Source organism: Erwinia aphidicola (genome assembly GCF_024169515.1).
GTDB classification, from domain to species: Bacteria; Pseudomonadota; Gammaproteobacteria; order Enterobacterales; family Enterobacteriaceae; genus Erwinia; species Erwinia aphidicola.
In genome coordinates, this window is the sequence record NZ_JAMKCQ010000001.1 from 21,800 (window position 1) to 41,709 (window position 19,910).

General features: G+C 58.5%; 22 protein-coding genes and 1 riboswitch. Of the genes, 17 read left to right on the forward strand and 5 right to left on the reverse strand.

Annotation, left to right across the window (positions count from 1 at the left end; all coding sequences use genetic code 11):
• Positions 1–58 precede the first annotated feature (58 nt).
• The 8 genes from yegS (at position 59) to J2Y91_RS00105 (ending at position 7,817) form a co-directional block, all read left to right on the forward strand.
• The gene (yegS, locus tag J2Y91_RS00070; protein WP_133623279.1) at positions 59–958 is read left to right on the forward strand and encodes a lipid kinase YegS; all 900 of its coding nucleotides are present in this window, start codon (positions 59–61) and stop codon (positions 956–958) included.
• 170 nt (positions 959–1,128) lie between these two features.
• Positions 1,129–1,596, forward strand: a complete 468-nt coding sequence (locus tag J2Y91_RS00075; protein WP_133623278.1) for a hypothetical protein — start codon at positions 1,129–1,131, stop codon at positions 1,594–1,596.
• Positions 1,565–1,762, forward strand: coding sequence for a hypothetical protein (locus J2Y91_RS00080; RefSeq protein ID WP_133623277.1), 198 nt, complete (start codon positions 1,565–1,567; stop codon positions 1,760–1,762). The genes J2Y91_RS00075 and J2Y91_RS00080 overlap by 32 nt, the downstream gene beginning before the upstream one ends.
• A gap of 163 nt (positions 1,763–1,925) precedes the next feature.
• Complete coding sequence (gene manD, locus J2Y91_RS00085; RefSeq protein WP_133623276.1) at positions 1,926–3,140, forward strand: D-mannonate dehydratase ManD; 1,215 nt, start codon at positions 1,926–1,928, stop codon at positions 3,138–3,140.
• 10 nt (positions 3,141–3,150) lie between these two features.
• Complete coding sequence (locus tag J2Y91_RS00090; protein ID WP_133623275.1) at positions 3,151–4,161, forward strand: Zn-dependent oxidoreductase; 1,011 nt, start codon at positions 3,151–3,153, stop codon at positions 4,159–4,161.
• Positions 4,162–4,254: 93 nt separating this feature from the next.
• On the forward strand, positions 4,255–5,538 hold the full coding sequence (locus J2Y91_RS00095) for an MFS transporter (protein ID WP_048915553.1): 1,284 nt from the start codon (positions 4,255–4,257) through the stop codon (positions 5,536–5,538).
• Between the two features lie 43 nt (positions 5,539–5,581).
• Positions 5,582–7,045 carry a mannitol dehydrogenase family protein gene (locus J2Y91_RS00100; protein WP_133623274.1) on the forward strand — a complete coding sequence of 488 codons (1,464 nt, stop codon included), beginning with the start codon at positions 5,582–5,584 and terminating at the stop codon, positions 7,043–7,045.
• A 91-nt stretch (positions 7,046–7,136) separates the two neighbouring features.
• Entirely contained in the window at positions 7,137–7,817 is a 681-nt protein-coding gene (locus tag J2Y91_RS00105; RefSeq protein ID WP_133623273.1) for a GntR family transcriptional regulator, read from the forward strand.
• Between the two features lie 145 nt (positions 7,818–7,962).
• Here the strand turns inward: J2Y91_RS00105 and fbaB are convergent, their stop codons facing one another.
• The 3 genes from fbaB to thiM form a co-directional block, all read right to left on the reverse strand.
• Entirely contained in the window at positions 7,963–9,015 is a 1,053-nt protein-coding gene (fbaB, locus tag J2Y91_RS00110) for a class I fructose-bisphosphate aldolase (protein ID WP_133623272.1), read from the reverse strand.
• Positions 9,016–9,169: 154 nt separating this feature from the next.
• Positions 9,170–9,970 carry a bifunctional hydroxymethylpyrimidine kinase/phosphomethylpyrimidine kinase gene (gene thiD / locus J2Y91_RS00115; protein WP_133623271.1) on the reverse strand — a complete coding sequence of 267 codons (801 nt, stop codon included), beginning with the start codon at positions 9,968–9,970 and terminating at the stop codon, positions 9,170–9,172.
• Positions 9,967–10,758: a hydroxyethylthiazole kinase gene (gene thiM, locus J2Y91_RS00120; RefSeq protein ID WP_133623270.1), complete on the reverse strand. Its 792-nt coding sequence runs from the start codon at positions 10,756–10,758 to the stop codon at positions 9,967–9,969. The genes thiD and thiM overlap by 4 nt, the downstream gene beginning before the upstream one ends.
• 34 nt (positions 10,759–10,792) lie before the next feature.
• Positions 10,793–10,891: riboswitch (TPP riboswitch) on the reverse strand.
• Positions 10,892–11,084: 193 nt separating this feature from the next.
• Here thiM and J2Y91_RS00125 point away from each other — a divergent pair.
• The gene (locus tag J2Y91_RS00125) at positions 11,085–11,816 is read left to right on the forward strand and encodes a carbonic anhydrase (RefSeq protein ID WP_133623269.1); all 732 of its coding nucleotides are present in this window, start codon (positions 11,085–11,087) and stop codon (positions 11,814–11,816) included.
• A gap of 8 nt (positions 11,817–11,824) precedes the next feature.
• Here the strand turns inward: J2Y91_RS00125 and J2Y91_RS00130 are convergent, their stop codons facing one another.
• Positions 11,825–12,373: a helix-turn-helix domain-containing protein gene (locus J2Y91_RS00130; RefSeq protein WP_048915546.1), complete on the reverse strand. Its 549-nt coding sequence runs from the start codon at positions 12,371–12,373 to the stop codon at positions 11,825–11,827.
• A gap of 103 nt (positions 12,374–12,476) precedes the next feature.
• On the opposite strand from J2Y91_RS00130, the gene J2Y91_RS00135 reads away from it, so the two are divergent.
• The 4 genes from J2Y91_RS00135 (at position 12,477) to J2Y91_RS00150 (ending at position 14,340) form a co-directional block, all read left to right on the forward strand.
• On the forward strand, positions 12,477–13,139 hold the full coding sequence (locus J2Y91_RS00135) for an AzlC family ABC transporter permease (RefSeq protein WP_048915545.1): 663 nt from the start codon (positions 12,477–12,479) through the stop codon (positions 13,137–13,139).
• The gene (locus J2Y91_RS00140; protein WP_133623268.1) at positions 13,139–13,462 is read left to right on the forward strand and encodes an AzlD domain-containing protein; all 324 of its coding nucleotides are present in this window, start codon (positions 13,139–13,141) and stop codon (positions 13,460–13,462) included. The genes J2Y91_RS00135 and J2Y91_RS00140 overlap by 1 nt, the downstream gene beginning before the upstream one ends.
• 93 nt (positions 13,463–13,555) lie before the next feature.
• The gene (locus tag J2Y91_RS00145; protein ID WP_048915543.1) at positions 13,556–13,981 is read left to right on the forward strand and encodes a GNAT family N-acetyltransferase; all 426 of its coding nucleotides are present in this window, start codon (positions 13,556–13,558) and stop codon (positions 13,979–13,981) included.
• A 110-nt stretch (positions 13,982–14,091) separates the two neighbouring features.
• Positions 14,092–14,340, forward strand: coding sequence for a hypothetical protein (locus tag J2Y91_RS00150; protein ID WP_062818168.1), 249 nt, complete (start codon positions 14,092–14,094; stop codon positions 14,338–14,340).
• Between the two features lie 55 nt (positions 14,341–14,395).
• On the opposite strand, the gene apbC is transcribed toward J2Y91_RS00150, so the two are convergent.
• Positions 14,396–15,508: an iron-sulfur cluster carrier protein ApbC gene (gene apbC, locus J2Y91_RS00155; protein WP_133623267.1), complete on the reverse strand. Its 1,113-nt coding sequence runs from the start codon at positions 15,506–15,508 to the stop codon at positions 14,396–14,398.
• A gap of 132 nt (positions 15,509–15,640) precedes the next feature.
• Between apbC and metG the strand changes: the two genes are divergently transcribed.
• The 4 genes from metG (at position 15,641) to cdd (ending at position 19,899) form a co-directional block, all read left to right on the forward strand.
• Positions 15,641–17,722, forward strand: a complete 2,082-nt coding sequence (gene metG / locus J2Y91_RS00160) for a methionine--tRNA ligase (protein ID WP_366521322.1) — start codon at positions 15,641–15,643, stop codon at positions 17,720–17,722.
• 82 nt (positions 17,723–17,804) lie between these two features.
• Complete coding sequence (locus J2Y91_RS00165) at positions 17,805–18,200, forward strand: CidA/LrgA family protein (protein WP_048915539.1); 396 nt, start codon at positions 17,805–17,807, stop codon at positions 18,198–18,200.
• Positions 18,193–18,885, forward strand: coding sequence for a CidB/LrgB family autolysis modulator (locus tag J2Y91_RS00170; RefSeq protein WP_253536748.1), 693 nt, complete (start codon positions 18,193–18,195; stop codon positions 18,883–18,885). The genes J2Y91_RS00165 and J2Y91_RS00170 overlap by 8 nt, the downstream gene beginning before the upstream one ends.
• A 123-nt stretch (positions 18,886–19,008) precedes the next feature.
• Positions 19,009–19,899: a cytidine deaminase gene (gene cdd, locus J2Y91_RS00175; RefSeq protein WP_253536749.1), complete on the forward strand. Its 891-nt coding sequence runs from the start codon at positions 19,009–19,011 to the stop codon at positions 19,897–19,899.
• Positions 19,900–19,910 lie beyond the last annotated feature (11 nt).

The following is a 19,910-nucleotide window of genomic DNA, read 5'->3' on the forward strand; positions in this document are numbered from 1 at the left end:
CAGGCGCCAGGATATGCTATATCTTGATGCAAACTGCAAACGCCATCAGGAATTAAAAATGGAAAAACATTCACTTACCCTGGCGATCCTCAACGGTAAAAGCGCTGGTAATGAAGAGCTGCGCGCGGCGATTAGCACTTTGCGCCAGCAGGGCTTCCCGCTGGAGGTACGCGTTACCTGGGAACACGGCGACGGCGAACGCTACGTGCGCGAAGCGGTAGCGCTGCAGGCCAGCACTGTGATTGCCGCGGGCGGCGACGGCACCATCAATGAGGTCGCCACCGCGCTGGCCCGCCTGGCGCCGCAACACCGCCCGGTGCTGGGCCTGGTACCACTGGGTACCGCCAACGACTTCGCCACCAGCGCGGGTATCCCGCTGGAGATGGAGAATGCGCTGCGCCTGGCCATTCTCGGTAAAGCCACGCCTATCGACATCGCCCGCGTCAATAACGACCGCTACTTTATCAATATGGCGACCGGCGGCTTCGGCACGCGCATTACCACCGAAACCCCGGAAAAGCTCAAGTCGGCACTCGGCGGCGTCTCCTACTTCATCCATGGCCTGATGCGCATGGATACCCTGAAAGCCGACAGCTGCACGCTGCAAGGCCCGGATTTTCACTGGCAGGGTGATGCGCTGGTGATTGGCATCGGAAACGGGCGCCAGGCCGGAGGCGGGCAGCGCCTGTGCCCGACCGCGCTGATTAATGACGGCAGGCTGGAGCTGAGCATCGCCACCTCGCAGGAGCTGCTGCCCACCCTCATTCACAAGCTGACCAGCGACGAAGAGAACCCGAACCTGATCACCGCTTCCCTGCCGTGGCTGACCATCAGTGCGCCAAATGAGATGACCTTTAACCTCGACGGCGAACCGCTGAGCGGAAAAGAATTCCGTATTGAGGTGATGCCGGACGCGCTGGAGTGCCGCCTGCCACCTTCCTGCGAACTGCTGGCTTAACCCCTAAAGGCCGATCGCAAAACGATCGGCCTTAATATCATCACCCATCATTATTTTGCGGCACGCCTTCCATTTTATTTATCACACCAATTATTTAAATAGACTCGTTACGCCTTATCGTTAATATACCTTGTAAATGAGCAGGCGTTATTTTTCTGCGGAGAACAAGGATGATGACACAAATGGAATTTAAAAAATTTTACTATCACACAAACCGGGTGACTTATATTTATGAGTTCCTCTCGCAGGGTATTGATTATGAGATTATTATCGAGCAGCTCACCCATGTCGATCAGGCCACCATCAGCCTGCATGACGGCTTTACCCTCAGTAAAAATGGCGCGTATGAAGTTAGCTTTGATATTAAAGCGAATCGCTTAGCGAAGCGGTTATATGCGCGGGCGTTGCCTGGCCAGGTGTCAGCAATACAGGTTATTCGCCAGATGGAGAAAGCATTAATTGCACACATGGAAGAATTTAATGCTGGTATGTATATCTTCACCGCCAGCGATATTAAGCTGGCAGCGATTTATCGACGCATTATTAAAAAACACCACGCCAGGGGAAATACTCTGGAATCAGGCTTTAAACCCATCGGGAGGGGATATGTTATACGGACGAAATACTGTTACCGCTGAGCAAAAAGAAGCGGATAAAAAGGAAGATGAAGAAGCGTGGCAAAGAGCTCTCAATATACTCACTGCGATGATGGTGCGGGCCGGGGAAGCTTATGACGCCTGGAAAGCCGAAGAAGCGGCGAAGGCAGCCGCTGCCGCGCAGGCTGACTCCTCTGCCAGTGAGTAAGCGACTTTCCACTTTCTGATAAGCGCCATCCGGCGCTTTTTTTGTTATCCCAACCCTGTTAAGCAAATGTGATCCCCTTCGCGAATTCTGCACGCGCATCTTGTATGGTAGTACGTTAAGAGCGTATTTTTTCACCATTGTCAGCGCACAAGGCGAACTCAGAATGAAAATTGTTAAAGCAGAAGTCTTTGTTACCTGCCCCGGCAGGAACTTTGTCACCGTTAAAATCACCACTGACCAGGGGCTGACCGGCGTCGGTGATGCCACGCTCAACGGGCGCGAGCTGCCCGTTGCCTCCTACCTGAAAGATCACGTCTGCCCACAGCTGATTGGCCGCAATGCGCACCAGATTGAAGATATCTGGCAGTTCTTCTATAAGGGCGCTTACTGGCGTCGTGGCCCGGTCACCATGTCGGCGATCTCTGCCGTGGACCAGGCGCTGTGGGATATCAAAGGGAAAGCGGCGAATATGCCGGTTTACCAGCTGCTGGGCGGCGCATCCCGCACCGGGGTGATGGTTTACTGCCATACCACCGGCCACAGCATTGATGAAGTGATGGACGATTACGCCAAACATAAAGAGCTGGGCTTCAAGGCGATCCGCGCCCAGTGCGGCGTGCCGGGGATGAAAACCACCTACGGCATGGCGAAGGGGAAAGGCGAAGCCTATGAACCCGCCACCAAAGGTGCCCGCCCGGAAGAGCAGCTGTGGTCGAGCGAGAAATACCTCGACTTCACGCCAAAGCTGTTTGCGGCGATCCGCGACAAGTTTGGCTTCAACGAGCATCTGCTGCACGATATGCATCACCGCCTGACCCCGATTGAAGCGGCGCGCTTCGGTAAAAGCGTGGAAGCGTACCGCCTGTTCTGGATGGAGGACCCAACCCCGGCCGAGAACCAGGAGAGCTTCCGCCTGATCCGCCAGCACACCGTCACGCCGATAGCCGTCGGCGAGGTGTTTAACAGCATCTGGGACTGCAAGCAGCTGATTGAAGAGCAGCTGATCGACTATATCCGCACCACTATTACCCACGCGGGCGGCATCACCGGGATGCGCCGCATCGCCGACTTTGCCTCGCTGTACCAGGTGCGCACCGGCTCACACGGCCCGTCCGACCTGTCGCCAATCTGCATGGCGGCGGCGCTGCACTTCGACCTCTGGGTGCCTAACTTTGGCGTGCAGGAGTATATGGGCTATTCGGAGCAGATGCTGGAGGTGTTCCCGAACAGCTGGAGCTTCGACAACGGCTATATGCATCCGGGCGACAAGCCGGGCCTCGGCATTGAGTTTGACGAGAAGCTGGCGGCGAAATATCCCTACGAACCTGCGTACCTGCCGGTGGCACGCCTGGAAGACGGCACCCTGTGGAACTGGTAAGGAGAGAACAATGAAAAGTGTGGTGATTGAACGCCCGGGCGAACTGCAGCTGCAGGAGCGCCCGCTGCTCACCCCGTCCACGGGTGAAGTGCGCGTCAAGGTGCGCTTCGCCAGCATCTGCGGCTCTGACGTGCATATCTGGCACGGCCATAATCCCTTTGCCCGCTATCCGCGCGTCATCGGCCATGAGTTTTTTGGCGTCATCGACGCCGTCGGCGACGGTGTGGATGCTGCACGCATCGGCGAACGTGTGGCGGTGGACCCGGTGGTGAGCTGCGGCCACTGCTACCCCTGCTCCATCGGCCGCCCTAACGTTTGTCGCGAGCTGCAGGTGATTGGCGTACACCGCGACGGTGGCTTCAGCGAATATGCGCTGGCCCCGGCGGGCAATGCTTACACTCTGCCGGAAGCCATCCCCGATACGCTGGCCAGCCTGGTTGAGCCGTTTACCATCGCCGCCAATATCACCGCGTTCCTTAAGCCGCAGCCGGATGACGTGGCGCTGATTTACGGCTCCGGTCCGATGGGGCTGACCGCCATTCAGGTGCTGAAAGGCGTGTATAAGGTCAGGCAAGTGATTGTCGCCGATCGGCTGGATGAGCGACTGGCGATGGCCAAAGCCAATGGCGCGGACCTGGTGCTGAATAATGGCGAAACGCCGCTGGCAGAACAGCTGAATGGCGTGCAGCCTACGCTGATTATCGATGCCGCCTGCCATCCGTCGATTTTGGCGGAAGCGGCGGCGCTCGCCTCCCCCGCCGGGCGCATCGGCCTGCTTGGATTCTCCGGCGAGGCGTGCACCGTGACGCAGCAGAGCCTGACCAGCAAAGAGCTGTCGCTGTTCACCTCGCGCCTGAACAGCCATCGCTTCCCCGAGGTGATTGCCTGGATGGAGCAGGGGCTGATCCAGCCGGAAAAACTGGTTACCCATACGCTGCCGCTCAGTCAGATTGAGCAGGCGATGACGCTGTTCGAAAAGGATCCGCGCAGCTGCTGCAAAGTGATTTTACAGGTTAGCTAACACCAGAACGCCGCAGGCCCGGTTCCCGGCCTGCGGTCAATATCAATACCTCAAACCCTACCCACTAAAAATATAACAAGCGGAGTTATTACTATGTTTAAGAACCTGCGCTGGACGATAGTCTTATTACTGTTCCTTGTTTACATGATCAACTATCTCGACCGCGTCGCGCTGTCGCTGACCGTGCCGATGATTGAAAAAGACCTGATGCTGAACGCCGAAGAGTTTGGCCTGATTTTCGGCAGCTTCTTCTTCGGCTATGCCATCTTTAACTTTGTCGGCGGTCTGGCGACCGACAAATTCGGCCCAACGCTGACCCTCGGCGTCGCCGTCGGGATGTGGTCGCTGTTCTGCGGCTTCACCGCGCTGGCGACCGGCTTCTGGTCGATGCTGATCCTGCGCGTGCTGTTCGGCATGGCGGAAGGGCCTATCTGCGCCTCGGCTAACAAGGCCATTAACGGCTGGTTCCCAAAAAAACAGGCGGCAACCGCGATGGGGCTGCTTAGCGCGGGTTCTCCGCTCGGCGGGGCCGTGGCGGGGCCGATTATTGGCTACCTCGCCCTCGCCTTTGGCTGGCGCCCGGCGTTTGCCATTATCTGCAGCATCGGCATCGTCTGGATGGTGGTGTGGTTCTTTATCGCCTCGGATAACCCGCTAAAAAGCAAAATCATCAGCGAGCGTGAGCGCGCCCTGATTGCGCAGATGAAAGATGAGCAGCTCAGTGCGGAAGAGGAGCTGTCGCAGTCGCAGCACGGGCTCGGTTACTACCTGCGCCAGCCGATCATTCTGGTCACGGCGTTCGCCTTCTTCTGCTACAACTATATTCTCTTCTTCTTCCTGAGCTGGTTCCCGGCCTATCTGGTACAGGCGCACGGGCTGGATATTAAGGCGATGAGCATCACCACCATGATCCCGTGGATTGTCGGTTTCGTCGGCCTGGCGCTGGGTGGGATCATTTCAGACAAGATCTTTAAAGTCACCGGTAAGTTACTGCTTTCCCGCAAAATTGTGCTGGTGGTCTCGTTAATGGCAGCGGCGATTTGTGTCGGCCTGGCGGGTACGGTAAAAGAGGTAACGTCGGCGGTTGGCCTGATGTCGGTTTCCATCTTCTTCCTGTATATCACCGGGGCCATTTACTGGGCGATTATTCAGGACGTGGTGCACAAGAGCCGCGTCGGCAGTATCAGTGGTTTTATCCATCTGATTGGCAGCCTGTCCGGTATCGTTGGCCCGATTGTCACCGGCTATATCGTGCAGCACACCGGCAAGTTTGACAGCGCCTTTATCCTCGCCGGCTGCGTGGCCGCGCTGGGCGCGCTGCTGGTACTGCTGGTGATTAAACCGCCGAAAACCCATAACACCCCGGTTTCAGTGTGACCCCTGCGGGCGGGGATAACCCGCCCTAAACTAAGGATGTTTTATGCTCTCCCTCGATAAGCTTCCGCAAGACGTACAGCGCCCGCAGTATGACCGCAAGGCCCTGCGCACCCGCATGGTACATATCGGTTTTGGTGCTTTCCACCGCGCTCATCAGGCGGTATGCAGTGACCGCCTCGCCGCCGAGCAGAGCAGCGACTGGGGCTATTGTGAAATCAATCTCAACAGCGGCGAGCTGATTCAGGCTCTGCGCCAGCAGCAGCTGTGCTACAGCGTGGCAGAGATGGCCGATGACCGCCTCAATCTGCGGGTCATTGGCGTGGTGACCGCCGCTCTGCACGGCCAGTCCGACGGCATCAGTGCGGTACTGGATGCACTGTGCCAGCCGGATGTGGCGATTGTTTCGATGACCGTGACGGAAAAAGGCTACTGCCATCATCCGGCCAGCGGCAAGCTGAACCTTGAACACCCGGCTATCGTGCACGATCTGGCCCATCCGGATGCGCCTGAATCGCTGCCGGGCATTATTCTTGCCGCCATCCGCCGCCGCCGCGAGCTGGGGCTGGCTCCTTTCAGCGTGATGTCCTGTGACAATATGCCAGAAAACGGCCACGTCACGCGCCAGGTTATCAGCGCACTGGCCCGCCAGCAGCAGCCCGAACTGGCCGACTGGATTGCGCAGAACCTGACTTTCCCGTCGACCATGGTTGACCGTATCGTTCCGGCGATGACGGATGACACTCACCGCGCCCTGCACAATAAGCTGGGCTGCGAAGACCCGGTAGCCGTGGCCTGTGAACCCTTTTTCCAATGGGTGATTGAGGATAATTTTGTCAGTGGGCGCCCGGCCTGGGAGCTGGCTGGAGCAGAGCTGGTTACCGACGTACTGCCGTTCGAAGAGATGAAGCTGCGCATGCTGAACGGCAGCCACTCTTTTCTCGCTTACCTCGGCAATCTGGCGGGCTATGAACATATCAGCGACTGTATGGCCGATGCCAAATTTAAACAGGCCGCACGCCAGCTGATGCTCGACCAGCAGGCGCCGACGCTGCGCACTCAGGGCGTGGACCTGACGGCCTACGCCGATTCCCTGATAGCCCGCTACAGCAACCGCGCAATTAAGCACCGCACCGCGCAGATTGCCAACGACGGCAGTCAGAAGCTGCCACAGCGCTGGCTGGACAGTATTCGCTGGCACCTCGCCAACGGCAGCAACTTTGACCTGCTGGCGCTTGGCGTGGCGGGCTGGATCCGCTATGTCGCGGGCAAAAACGAACGGGGAGAGCCGATTGCGATTAACGATCCGCTGCGTGACGATCTGGCGCAGCGTGTGGCATCGAGCAGCGAAGGTCAGGAGCGCGTGAGTGCGTTACTGGCGATGACTAACGTATTTGGTGAAGATTTACCCGCCAGCGCGCAGTTTGTCAGCCGGGTCAACCATTTTTACCAGCAGCTGCTCAGCCAGGGTGCCAAACTGACGGTGCATCAGCTGGTTGCTGACGTTTAACGCTAGCGCACTAACGCCATGCTGATTAGACTGGTGCTTTCCCGTCGCTCGCAGGCAGGCTGCTGAGCCTGCCGCAAAAGGAAGTTGCCGAATGTCTTATACCATCACCGCCAGTGAACCGGTCAACCAGCAGATCTACCGCTTTTTGCGCCAGGAGATCGTCACCTGTGCCATTCACCCCGGTTCGCTACTGTCGGAAAAAGAGGTGTCTGCGCGCTTCAACGTCTCGCGCCAGCCGGTGCGTGAAGCCTTTATCAAGCTGGCGGAAGCCGGACTGGTGCAGGTACTGCCGCAGCGTGGCACCTTCGTGCGTAAAATCTCCGCGCAGCGCGTGGCCGATGGGCGATTTATTCGTGAGGCGGTGGAAGTCGCAGTCGTGCGGCGGGCGGCCGTTGAAGCGAGCGCAGACGGACTGGCGGCGCTGGAGCACAATCTGCAGCTGCAAAGACTGGCGGCAGAGCGCCATGACAGCCAGGCGTTCCTGCTGCTGGACGATGAGTTTCATCGCCTGATTGCACAAAGTATTCACTGTGAGCTGGCGTGGGAAACGGTGGAAAATATTAAAGCCACTATGGACCGCGTGCGCTTCCTGACGCTGAGCAAAGTCTCCCCGCCCGAAAGCCTGATTGAGCAGCACCAGCTGATTTATCAGGCGCTGCGCGCGAAAGATGCCGACGCCGCCGAAAGCGCGCTGCGCCGTCATTTGCAGGAGATGATCTTCTCCATCACCCCAATTGCCGAGCAGAACAGCGAGTGGTTTGAAGCGCTGTAACGCGTAGGGGCTGACCCTCTTTTTCGGTCAGCCCTTTTTGCTCACGGCTGATGCAAACCTTCAACACGGGTCGACCGGAAAAAATGGTCGACCCCTACGGAATTTTGTAGGGGCTGACCCTCTTTTTCGGTCAGCCCGTTTTACCTCAGGCGATAGTCACGTTCTTCGCCAGATACACATCCTGCACCGAATTAATCAGCGCCACGCCCTCTCTCATCGACTTCTTAAACGCCTTGCGGCCAAGGATTAACCCCATACCACCCGCACGTTTGTTGATCACCGCGGTACGCACCGATTCGGCGGTATCCGTCTCCCCCGCTGCTGCGCCACCGGAGTTAATCAGCCCGGCGCGGCCCATATAGCAGTTCGCCAGCTGATAACGCACCAGATCGATAGGATTATCACTGGTCAGATTGCTGTAGACGCGCTCGTCGGTATGACCGAACTTCAGCGCCTGGTAGCCGCCGTTATTCTCCGCCATCTTCTGCTTAACGATATCCGCCCCGATGGTGGCGGCCAGATGGTTGGCCTGCCCGGTCAGATCGGCGCTGGCGTGGTAATCCACCCCATCCTTCTTGAAAGCATCGTTACGCAGGTAGGCCCACAGCACGGTGACCATCCCCAGCTCATGCGCCCGTTCAAACGCGGCGGAGATCTCCTCAATCTGGCGACGCGACTGCTCAGAACCGAAATAAATCGTGGCACCGACCGCCACCGCACCGAGGTTGAACGCCTGCTCGACGCTGGCGTACAGGGTCTGGTCGTACTGCGTGGGGTAGCTCAGGGTTTCGTTGTGGTTCAGCTTGACCATAAACGGAATGCGGTGGGCATAGCGGCGCGATACCGACGCCAGCACGCCATAGGTGGACGCCACGCAGTTGCATCCGGCTTCAATCGCCAGCTCCACGATATTTTTCGGATCAAAATAGAGGGGATTGGCGGCGAAGGAGGCCCCCGCAGAGTGCTCAACGCCCTGATCGACTGGCAGGATAGAGAGGTAACCTGTCCCGGCTAAACGTCCGGTGTTGTACAGGGTTTGCATATTGCGCAGTACCGCTGGCGGGCGGTTATTATCCACCATCACCCGATCAACATAATCCGCGCCCGGGAGATAGAGGCTGTCCGCTGGAATAGTCATGCAGCGATGTTGCAAAAGAGAGTCTGCTTCTTTGCCCAGTAACTGTACGATGTCCGTCATGGTAACTCCTGTCAAAGTTGTGGAGGCCGCAGCGAAGCGGCCCGCGGGTCAGACTGACTGACCTCAACAGGGTGAACCTAAAACGTCCATTAAGGCAAATTGCTGACTCCATTTTTCAGAAGGATCCGCACTAAAAAGCGTGAGGGGGTGCGCGCTACCACCACTGATGGAAATGGTGCACCGGGCCGTGCCCGTGGCCGACTTCCAGCGAGTCAGCCTGCTCCAGCGCCCCCTGCAGCCACTGCTTGGCGGCCTGCACCGTCGTTACCCAGTTATCATGGCGCGGACGCAGCGCTGCCAGCGCCGCCGAGAGCGTGCAGCCGGTGCCGTGGGTGTTGCGCGTGTTAATACGCGGTGCGGTGAAGCGCTGTTCTAACTCGCGGGTTAACAGCCAGTCAGGGCTCTCCTCTTCGCTGAGGTGGCCGCCCTTCATCAGCACAGCCTGGCAGCCGAGCGCCAGCAGCGCCCGCCCTTGTGCGCGCATCTCGGTTTCGTTGCGCGCGGGCTGGCACTGTAACAGAGCCGCAGCTTCAGGCAGGTTTGGGGTGATCAACGATACCTGCGGCAGCAGGCGTTCGCGTAGCGTGGCAACGGCCTCCACCGAGAGCAGCGGATCGCCGCTTTTCGCCAGCATCACCGTATCCAGCACCACCCACGGTGCGCTGGCACCCTTCAGGCGATCGGCCACCACGTCGACGATGGCACTTTCCGCCAGCATGCCGATTTTAATGGTGTCGATGCGCACGTCGGACAGCACCGAATCCAGCTGCGCGGCGACAAAATCCGGCTCAATGCGATACACCGACTGCACCCCGGTGGTGTTTTGCGCCACCAGCGCGGTGATCACGCTGGTGCCGTAAGCGCCCAGCGCGGAGAACGCCTTAAGATCGGCTTGAATACCCGCCCCGCCGCTCGGGTCGGTACCGGCAATAGTCATGGCGTTGATACGTTTCATACCAGCGCCTCCGGATTGAGTTGGTACAGGGCATCGAGAAACGCCGGGATAAAGCTGCCCGGCCCCTTCACCTGCGCGGCAGCACGCTCGCCAGCCAGCGATACCACGCGGCAGGCACTGGCGACATTCACCAGACGGTCGCCCGGCAGCGCGGCAAACCCGGCCACCACAGCCGACAGTGCACAGCCGGTACCCACCACGCGAGTCATCAATGGCGAACCGCCGCTCACGCTTAGCGTGCGCCGCCCGTCGGTAACAAAATCGACCTCGCCGGTTACCGCAATCACCGCGCCGCTGGCAAGCGCTAGGGTTTCGGCGGCCTGTAACGCTGCATCCGACGGATGCAGGCTGTCGACGCCACGCCCGCTGACCGCCTGTTTTGCCAGCGCCATGATTTCGGAAGCATTACCGCGAATCGCGGCGGGCCTGCTCGCCAGCAGCTGCTGACAGAATTCACTGCGGAAATCCAGCGCGCCGACCGCCACCGGGTCCAGCGTCCAGGCGTGTCCGGCGCCATTCGCAGCGCCGATCGCCGCACGCATCGCGTCACTGCGCGAATGCGTTAGCGTGCCGACGTTGACCAGTAAGGCATCGGCGATGGCGCTGAACTGCGCGGCTTCATCCGGGTCGATCACCATCGCCGGGGAGGACCCCAGCGCCAGCAGCACGTTGGCGGTAAAGGTTTGCACCACGTCATTGGTCATACAGTGGATTAACGGTGATTTTTGGCGAAACAGCGCCAGAGAGTGGGCCACGTCGGCGTGGCTGAGGCTTTGAGGTTGGATCATGATTACTCCCAACCGGCGATCAAGAAGGCGATGCCGGTCGGGCATCTGACTTCCCTACGCTGGCATTATCCAGTTCAGGTTATGCGGGTTTTTCTCAGCCGGACGGTTAGGTCGGGCACCCCGAGTCATTGATAAATCGTTAAATTTTAGAATTCATTGCGCTGGTAGCGAATCCACAGAATACGGGGGATGGCGCTATCTTGTAAACCCATTTGTCATGCATCCGAATACCAGACGCATCTCGTAGGTGACAGGTTGCGCAACGCCCATAATCCCACCTCTTTAACCGTGCCAACACCGCAAATACATCCATAATAGAGACAGAAATGAAACTTTTTATTGCCGCAACACTACTCGCCCTGTCTGCATCAGCCAGTGCAGAGACAGCGCCGCACTGGACCTATGAAGGCCAGGCTGGACCAGAAAACTGGGGGAATCTGAGCGAAAAGTTCGCCACCTGTAAAATTGGTCAGTTTCAGTCACCCATTGATATCCGCTTTGTCACTAAAGCGAATCTTCCCGCGCTAGAAATGGATTATCACTCTGAGGCGGAAAGCCTGGTGAATAACGGCCATACCTTACAGGTCACCGTGGATGATGAAGATGATTTCAAGCTGGATAACAGGATGTTTAGGCTGCGCCAGTACCACTTCCATGCGCCGAGCGAAAACCTGATCAACGGCAAGCGCTATCCGCTGGAGGTGCACTTTGTGCATGCGGATGCCAGTGGTTCACTGGCGGTAGTTGCGGTGATGTTTGAAGTGGGTGCGGAAAACAGTGCTCTCAATCCCATCCTTAAGCGCATTCCGGCTAAGTTAAACCAGAGTGTGAAGCTGGATGAGCGTTATGACCTGAAACCCCTGTTCCCGACCGATCTACACTACTACCGTTTCAGCGGCTCGCTGACCACACCACCTTGCACAGAGGGCTTGCGCTGGCTGGTGATGAAAAAGCCGGTCACCTTGTCCGCAGCACAGCTGGCGCAGTTCCAGAAAGCGCTGGCACAGAGCAACAATCGCCCGGTGCAGCCGCTGAATGGCCGTATGGTAGTCGAGTAAAGGCTTTTCTATCCCTGCTCCGCCACCAGCAGCGCCAGCGTATCCGGCTCCAGCGCCTTGAAGATATGCGGGCGATCGCCGGGATAGCAGATGTAATCGCCGGGGAATAACTCTTCCGGCGACTCTTTCAGCCCCACCAGCGCCCGCCCCTGGGTGATGATAATATGCTCAACAGAGCCGGGAATATGGGGCTGTGAGAGGCGTTCCTCGCCAGGCTGGGTGATCAGCAGATAGATATCCCGCCGCGCGCCCGGCGGACAGCTGGCCAGCAGAATGGCCTCATAGTTGCCGCGCTCGGCCACCACTTTACTTCCCTCTCCACGCCGTACCACCTGAGTCTTATTGCTCTCCGGCTCCAGCAGTTTAGCAAACGGGATATTCAGCGCCACGCACAGCGCCCACAGCGTTTCCAGGCTGGGATTGCCGTTACCCGCCTCCAGCTGCGACAGCGTGGATTTAGCGATCTCTGCCCGCCGGGCGACTTCGGCCAGCGACAGCCCTGCGCGCGTCCGCTCGCGCACCAGGCTTTGGGCAATCAGGGCGATTGGCTGGGTCATGCCTTACCTCACAGTTCGTTAAAACGAACGAAACGTTCGTCTTGATAACCTATTCTAATGCGTTCATTATAATGGCAGTTTCGTTCGATAGGGTTAGAAAAGCATGTTTAGCCACAATTTTTCCTCGCTGACGCCCGCCACGCGTAAGGCGATCTACCTGATCTGCCTTGCCGTTGGCGTGGTGGGTGTTTCCTACGGTTCTCTGGCAACGGCTTACGGTTTTCCGCTGTGGGTGCCGCTGTTCTCCTCGCTGTTTGTGCTGGCCGGGGCGTCAGAGTTTATGTTTATCGCCATTATTGCCAGCGGCGGCAATCCGTTAGCCGCCGCCGCCGCCGGGCTGCTGGTCAATGCCCGCCATTTTCCGTTTGGCATTGCGGTGCGCGACCTGGTCGGTTCACGCCTCTCCGCGCTGCTTGGCTGCCATATTATGAATGACGAAAGCGTGGTATTTGGCCTGTCGCAGTCCACGCCGCAGCAGCGTAAGGCCGCATTCTGGCTGTGCGGGCTAGGGGTGGCGATCGTCTGGCCGCTTGGGGCGCTGATCGGCAGCCTGATTGGCACCCTGCTGCCCGATACCAGCGTGATTGGGCTGGATGCCGTGTTCCCGGCGATCCTGCTGGCGCTGGTGATCCCGGCGTTTAAGTCTCGTACCACCCTGACGCGCGCCTCCTGTGGCGCGGCGCTGTCGCTGCTGGCAGTGCCGTTTACTCCGGTCGGCTTACCGGTGCTGCTGTCGATGGCCGGCCTGCTGGCGAGGAGGAAATAATGCCCGCTCACTCTTTGATCATCAGCGGTATCGCGATTCTGGCGCTCGGCACCTGGCTGATGCGTTTTGCCGGAGCAAAACTCGGTAACCGCATGGCGCTGTCAGAAAATGCGCGCACGCTGCTCTCCGATGCCGCCACCACGCTGCTGTTTGCCGTTGCCCTGGCGAATACCTTCTATGAAGGGGTACATTTTGCCGGGATTGCCCGCGTGGCTGGGGTGGCCGTGGCCGTGCTGCTGGCCTGGCGTAAGGCGCCGCTGATCGTCGTGATCTTCGCGGCGGCGCTGGTCACCGCCCTGCTGCGTTATGCCGGGGTCAGCTAACCGCCTTTACGCGCTTTTTCTTCTTCAGAAACGGCTGTTTTGCGATAAACTCTGCGCCGTTGCCACACGGCGTTTTGCTGCAGGAGTTTCATCATGAATATTCGTCCGTTTACCGAAGCTGACCGCCCCTTTTTGCGCACGCTGTTTCTCGCCTCGCGCAAGGCGAACTGGACCTGGCTGGACGACGCCGAATGGCAGTTAGAGGATTTTGACCGCGTGACGCTCGGCGAGCGCGTGCTGGTGGCAGAAGAGGACGGGCACCGCGTGGGTTTTGCCGCGGTGCTGGATAACGATAACTTTTTGCACAGCCTGTTTATTGACCCGGCCTGGCAGGGCAGCGGCGCGGGCAGCGCGCTGTTGCAGGCGGTACAGAACAGCTTTACCTCTACCGGGGCGCTCAAGTGCCTGGCGGAAAACTTACAGGCGCAGAGCTTCTATAAAAAGCACGGCTGGCGGGTAGTGGCGCAGGGCGAGAGCGACCAGGGTGAATACCTGTTAATGCACTACGTGCTGAAATAGCCGCCACCGCAGCATCACACCTGCACTGAAATATAAAATCGGCTTGCCGCCTGTCGAACACAACCGACTATAATGCGGTTTTAGCTCTAAGAATGGCGCCAGAACCGACGATGACCAACAGACCTCTTCACGAACAGGCGGGCGTAAGCAAAAACGCTTATGAGATGCTGCAATATCTGAAGCGCATTGCGCGTGGCGACAAGGCCTTTACTATCCAGGACACCCTGCTCAACCACCGCTGCAACGTGACGCCGGATAATGACTTTACCCTGATTAACCAGCTGTTTGACGGCGGGAAAATCGATTTTGATTATTCGATGGTGGATGGCTTCCAGCAGCGGCACGTGCGTTTAGTGTGAAATATCTTAAACAGGCCGACCAGAATAAAGGTCGGCCCCCTACAAAGATAGAGAATTACAGCGCGCGGAAGGCGATATCCTGCGGGATAACGTCGCCCTGCCAGTAAAGCTGGGCCGCCACGGCGTTCGCCAGCTGGCGGTAAAGGCGCGTAAACTCACTGTCCGGTCGGCGCACCACGGTTGGCTCACCAGCATCGAGGTCTTCGCGCAGGCTGATGTGCAGCGGCATCTGACTCAGCAGCCGGGTGTGATACTGCGCCGCCAGCTTCTCCGCCCCGCCGGTGCCAAAGATCGGTTCATGATGGCCGCACTGGCTACAGATATGCATGCTCATATTTTCCACCACGCCCAGTACCGGAACGTTGACCTTCTCGAACATCACAATGCCCTTGCGCGCATCCAACAGCGCAATATCCTGCGGTGTGGTGACCACTATCGCCCCGGTCACCGGCACGTTCTGCGCCAGCGTCAGCTGGATGTCTCCGGTGCCTGGCGGCATATCGAGGATCAGGTAATCCAGCTCCGGCCACAGCGTTTCATTCAGCAGCTGCATCAGCGCCTTGCTGGCCATCGGGCCGCGCCACACCATGGCGTTATCTTCGCTGACCAGGTAGCCAATCGAGTTGGTTGCCAGGCCGTGCGCCACGATCGGCGCCATATGCGTGCCGTCCGGTGAGGTCGGGCGCTGATCTTCCACGCCCAGCATGTCCGGGATCGACGGGCCGTAGATATCCGCATCCAGCAAACCCACTTTCGCCCCTTCCGCGGCCAGCGCCAGCGCCAGATTCACCGCCGTGGTCGATTTCCCCACCCCGCCCTTGCCGGAGCTGATGGCGATAATATTTTTCACGCCGTTGGTGCCCGGGCGGTTTTTCACCCGCTGCAGCGTGGCGACATCCAGCGTTAAGCGCCAGTTAATCGCGGTAGCTCGGGTCAGGCGCAGCAGCTCGGCGCTGAGCGAAGCTTTCAGCTCCTCAAACGGGCTTTGCCAGACAAACGGCATGCCCAATTCGATATGCAGCGTATTATCCATCAGCGCGCAGTGGCGTAACGCCTTCAACGTCGTGAGGTTGTGCTGCAGAGTGGGGTGTTCAAACGTCGTCAGCACGCCCATCACGATAGCACGCAGCGCCTCGGGGGAGTGATGCCCCCTGGATTGTGAAGTCATCTCGGTTCCTTGATATTGCTGGTGGTTTTGTTCGATATCTGCGTTTAAGCATATCAGATCTGCCATGTACTGACCTTAGCCGCTGGAAAAATCCTCGGGCAGTAGAAGCCCTTGTTTACGCAGGGTCCGGCAATCGGTTACCATCTAAACCCCTTTTTCAACAGGTATGAGCTAAGTCTCACTATGACTCAAGTCGCGAAAAAAATTTTGGTAACGTGCGCACTGCCGTACGCTAACGGCTCCATCCATCTCGGCCACATGCTCGAGCATATCCAGGCAGATATTTGGGTCCGATACCAGCGAATGCGCGGCAATCAGGTTTACTTCATCTGTGCCGATGACGCACACGGTACGCCAATCATGCTGAAAGCTCAGCAGATGGGTATTGCGCCGGAGCAGATGATTGCCGAGATGAGTCAGGAACATCAGACCGACTTTGCCGGTTTCGAAATCAGCTATGACAACTACCACTCGACGCACAGCGAAGAGAACCGTGAGCTGTCTGAGCTTATCTATACTCGTCTGAAAGAGAACGGTTTTATTAAGAACCGTACCATCTCTCAGCTCTACGATCCGGAAAAAGGCATGTTCCTGCCGGACCGTTTTGTTAAAGGCACCTGCCCGAAATGTAAATCTCCGGATCAGTACGGCGACAACTGTGAAGTGTGCTCGGCCACGTACAGCCCGACCGAACTGATCGACCCGAAATCGGTGATTTCTGGCGCCACGCCGGTGATGCGTGACTCTGAGCACTTCTTCTTTGACCTGCCAGAGTTCAGCGCCATGCTGCAGGCGTGGACGCGCTCCGGCGCGCTGCAGGAGCAGGTGGCGAATAAGATGCAGGAGTGGTTTGAATCCGGCCTGCAGCAGTGGGATATCTCGCGCGATGCCCCCTACTTCGGCTTCGAAATTCCCGGTGCGCCGGGCAAATACTTCTACGTCTGGCTGGATGCCCCCATCGGTTACATGGGCTCGTTCAAGAACCTGTGTGATAAGCGTGGCGACATCAACTTTGACGACTTCTGGAAGAAAGATTCGGACGCCGAGCTGTACCACTTCATCGGCAAGGACATCGTCTACTTCCACAGCCTGTTCTGGCCGGCGATGCTGGAAGGCAGCAATTTCCGCAAGCCTACCAACCTGTTTGTGCACGGCTATGTCACGGTCAACGGCGCGAAAATGTCTAAATCGCGCGGCACCTTTATTAAGGCCAGCACCTGGTTGCAGCACCTGGATGCCGACAGCCTGCGCTACTACTACGCGGCCAAGCTCTCTTCGCGTATCGACGATATCGACCTCAATCTGGAAGATTACGTGCAGCGCGTTAATGCGGACATCGTAAACAAGGTGGTGAACCTGGCCTCGCGCAATGCCGGTTTCATCAACAAACGCTTTGGCGGCCAGCTGTCTGCTGAACTGGCCGACCCGGCGCTGTACAAAACCTTTACTGATGCCGCTGAGAGCATTGGCGAAGCCTGGACCAGCCGTGAATTTAGCCGTGCCATCCGCGAAATCATGGCGCTGGCCGACGTGGCCAACCGCTATGTTGACGAGCAGGCTCCGTGGGTAGTGGCGAAGCAGGAAGGCCGCGATGCCGATCTACAGGCGATCTGTTCAATGGGCATCAATATGTTCCGCGTGCTGATGACCTGGCTGAAGCCGGTGATGCCTTCGCTGGCCGAGCGCACCGAAGCCTTCCTGAATCAGGAACTGAGCTGGGACGGCATTCAGCAGCCGCTGCTGAGCCACAACATTTCGGCGTTCAAGGCGCTGTATAACCGCGTTGAAATGGACAAGGTTAACGGCCTGATTGAAGCCTCGAAAGAAGATGCCGCGGCGGCAAAAGCACCGGCTAGCGGCCCGCTGGCGGACGACCCGATCGCTGAAACCATCAGCTTTGACGACTTCGCCAAAGTTGATATGCGTATCGCGCTGATTGAGAATGCCGAGTTCGTTGAAGGTTCTGACAAGCTGCTGCGCCTGTCGCTGGATCTCGGCGGCGAGAAGCGCAACGTGTTTTCCGGCATCCGCGCCGCCTATCCTGACCCGGCGCTGCTGGTCGGCCGCCTGACGGTGATGGTAGCGAACCTGGCGCCGCGTAAAATGCGCTTTGGCATCTCGGAAGGAATGGTGATGGCAGCCGGTCCTGGCGGGAAGGATATCTTCCTGCTCAGCCCTGACAGCGGCGCACAGCCAGGCCAGGCGGTTAAGTAACTTCGTAGGGGCGGGGCATGCCCCGCCCGGGTCAGGCATGCCTGACCCCTACGGCGATTGTCGTTCAATCCTGGGGCCGACCATGCGCAACGTTCCGCTTGTTTTATGGCAATACCTCCGCGCCTTCTTCATAATCTACCTCTGTCTTTTTGCCGGTCGCGGCATTGAAACCCTGTTGCCCGTCGCCATCCCCGGTAGCATTCTCGGTATGCTGCTGCTGTTTGCTCTGCTCGCTTCACAGCTGCTGCCCGTTCACTGGGTGAAACCCGGCTGTCATTTGCTGATCCGCTATATGGCACTGCTATTCGTGCCGATCAGCGTCGGCGTGATGAACGATATGGATATTCTCACCGCCCAGTTTGCCCCAATTGTGCTCTCCTGCATTGTCAGCACCCTGATTGTACTGGTGACCGTCGGCCTGATTTCGCAGCGCCTCAACGATCGCCACATCCAGCGGGCGGGAGGCGAAAATGAGTGATATCTGGTGGTCGCTACCGCTGACCATTGCGGTGTTCTTCGCGGCGCGAAGGCTGGCGGCGAAAGTGAAAGTGTCGATCGTCAATCCGCTGCTGATCGCCATGGCGGTGATTATTCCGCTACTTTTGCTGCTGCAGCTGCCCTATACGCGCTACTTTCAGGGCAGCAAGCTGCTCAATGACCTGCTGCAACCGGCCGTGGTAGCGCTGGCGCTGCCGCTGTATGAGCAGATGCATCAGATCCGCGCACGCTGGAAATCGATTATCAGCGTATGCTTTATCGGTAGCCTGACGGCGATGATCTCCGGCACCGCGATTGCGCTGTGGCTGGGCGCAACGCCGCAGATCACCGCTACCCTGCTGCCGAAATCGGTCACCACGCCGATTGCGATGGCAGTTTCCGGTACGCTGGGCGGCATCCCGGCGATCAGCGCCATCTGCGTGCTGCTGGCCGGGGTGCTCGGCGCGGTGTTCGGCCATATGCTGCTGAACCTGCTGAAGGTGCGCAGTAAAGCGGCGCGCGGGCTGGCGATTGGTAATGCATCACACGCTCTTGGCACCGCTCGCGCTGCTGAAGTGGACTATCAGGAGGGCGCATTCAGTTCGCTGGCGCTGGTACTGTGCGGGATTATCACTTCCCTGCTGGCGCCGTTTATTTTCCCGCTGCTGATGGCGCTGTGGGGGTAAAACTTGCGATAAGTCTCGCAATTTGTTGATCGTTTTCATGTATTGCATTGATAGAGCGATTCAGATCACATATAAATGGCTGCCGGCCCGCTAGCACGGGCGGCTTTTTGCGAGAGGCTTACTATGCACCCACGTTATCAGCAGGCATTTGCCACGCTGCCTACCCTGTTACAGAGCGCTTTGCAGCCGATATTATCCGCTGACGACTTTGCCGGATTTATCACTGCCAGCCAGGCACACCAGTTAAAACAGCACTGCGGTTACAGCGACAGCGAGCTGGCCTTTGCCCTGCTGCCGCTGGCGGCGGCCTGCGCCGTGGCCACCCTGTCTGATTTTAAAGTGGGGGCGATTGCCCGCGGAGCCAGCGGCACGCTGTGGTTTGGTGCCAATATGGAATTTGCCGGGGCCACCATGCAGCAGACGGTGCATGCCGAGCAGAGCGCGGTCACCCATGCCTGGCTGCGCGGGGAAAGCGCGCTGGCCTCGATAACCGTCAACTACACGCCGTGCGGCCACTGCCGTCAGTTTATGAACGAGCTGAACAGCGGAACGCAGCTGACGATTGAACTGCCCGGCCGCGCTGCCGCAACGCTGGGCCACTATCTGCCTGACTCTTTCGGCCCGCGCGACCTGGCGATCACCACCCTGCTGATGGATGCCGTCGACCACGGCATCGTCCCTTCGGGTGATACGCTGGAGCAGGCCGCCCTGAATGCCGCCAACCGCAGCCATGCCCCTTACAGCCAGGCTTACAGCGGCGTGGCGCTGGAGACGGCTGAGGGGGGTATCTTCGCCGGAAGCTACGCGGAAAATGCCGCCTTTAACCCTGGCCTGCCGCCGTTGCAGGGGGCACTGAACCTGCTGAACCTGGCAGGGCACAGCCTGAATACCATCCAGCGTGCAGTACTGGCTGAATCCCCGCAGGCGAAGCTGAGCCAGCAGAATGCCACCGCCGCCACCCTGGCTGCCCTCGGCTGCGGTAATCTCAGCGTCGTTGCTCTGGTTAAAGCGTAACAAAGCCTCTG

What these genes read in the sequence shown, in the direction of transcription:
- yegS (WP_133623279.1), top strand. Translation starts at nt 59, where the DNA reads ATGGAAAAACATTCACTTACCCTGGCGATCCTCAACGGTAAAAGCGCT.
- J2Y91_RS00075 (WP_133623278.1), top strand. Translation starts at nt 1,129, where the DNA reads ATGATGACACAAATGGAATTTAAAAAATTTTACTATCACACAAACCGG.
- J2Y91_RS00080 (WP_133623277.1), top strand. Translation starts at nt 1,565, where the DNA reads ATGTTATACGGACGAAATACTGTTACCGCTGAGCAAAAAGAAGCGGAT.
- manD (WP_133623276.1), top strand. Translation starts at nt 1,926, where the DNA reads ATGAAAATTGTTAAAGCAGAAGTCTTTGTTACCTGCCCCGGCAGGAAC.
- J2Y91_RS00090 (WP_133623275.1), top strand. Translation starts at nt 3,151, where the DNA reads ATGAAAAGTGTGGTGATTGAACGCCCGGGCGAACTGCAGCTGCAGGAG.
- J2Y91_RS00095 (WP_048915553.1), top strand. Translation starts at nt 4,255, where the DNA reads ATGTTTAAGAACCTGCGCTGGACGATAGTCTTATTACTGTTCCTTGTT.
- J2Y91_RS00100 (WP_133623274.1), top strand. Translation starts at nt 5,582, where the DNA reads ATGCTCTCCCTCGATAAGCTTCCGCAAGACGTACAGCGCCCGCAGTAT.
- J2Y91_RS00105 (WP_133623273.1), top strand. Translation starts at nt 7,137, where the DNA reads ATGTCTTATACCATCACCGCCAGTGAACCGGTCAACCAGCAGATCTAC.
- fbaB (WP_133623272.1), bottom strand. Translation starts at nt 9,015, where the DNA reads ATGACGGACATCGTACAGTTACTGGGCAAAGAAGCAGACTCTCTTTTG.
- thiD (WP_133623271.1), bottom strand. Translation starts at nt 9,970, where the DNA reads ATGAAACGTATCAACGCCATGACTATTGCCGGTACCGACCCGAGCGGC.
- thiM (WP_133623270.1), bottom strand. Translation starts at nt 10,758, where the DNA reads ATGATCCAACCTCAAAGCCTCAGCCACGCCGACGTGGCCCACTCTCTG.
- J2Y91_RS00125 (WP_133623269.1), top strand. Translation starts at nt 11,085, where the DNA reads ATGAAACTTTTTATTGCCGCAACACTACTCGCCCTGTCTGCATCAGCC.
- J2Y91_RS00130 (WP_048915546.1), bottom strand. Translation starts at nt 12,373, where the DNA reads ATGACCCAGCCAATCGCCCTGATTGCCCAAAGCCTGGTGCGCGAGCGG.
- J2Y91_RS00135 (WP_048915545.1), top strand. Translation starts at nt 12,477, where the DNA reads ATGTTTAGCCACAATTTTTCCTCGCTGACGCCCGCCACGCGTAAGGCG.
- J2Y91_RS00140 (WP_133623268.1), top strand. Translation starts at nt 13,139, where the DNA reads ATGCCCGCTCACTCTTTGATCATCAGCGGTATCGCGATTCTGGCGCTC.
- J2Y91_RS00145 (WP_048915543.1), top strand. Translation starts at nt 13,556, where the DNA reads ATGAATATTCGTCCGTTTACCGAAGCTGACCGCCCCTTTTTGCGCACG.
- J2Y91_RS00150 (WP_062818168.1), top strand. Translation starts at nt 14,092, where the DNA reads ATGACCAACAGACCTCTTCACGAACAGGCGGGCGTAAGCAAAAACGCT.
- apbC (WP_133623267.1), bottom strand. Translation starts at nt 15,508, where the DNA reads ATGACTTCACAATCCAGGGGGCATCACTCCCCCGAGGCGCTGCGTGCT.
- J2Y91_RS00165 (WP_048915539.1), top strand. Translation starts at nt 17,805, where the DNA reads ATGCGCAACGTTCCGCTTGTTTTATGGCAATACCTCCGCGCCTTCTTC.
- J2Y91_RS00170 (WP_253536748.1), top strand. Translation starts at nt 18,193, where the DNA reads ATGAGTGATATCTGGTGGTCGCTACCGCTGACCATTGCGGTGTTCTTC.
- cdd (WP_253536749.1), top strand. Translation starts at nt 19,009, where the DNA reads ATGCACCCACGTTATCAGCAGGCATTTGCCACGCTGCCTACCCTGTTA.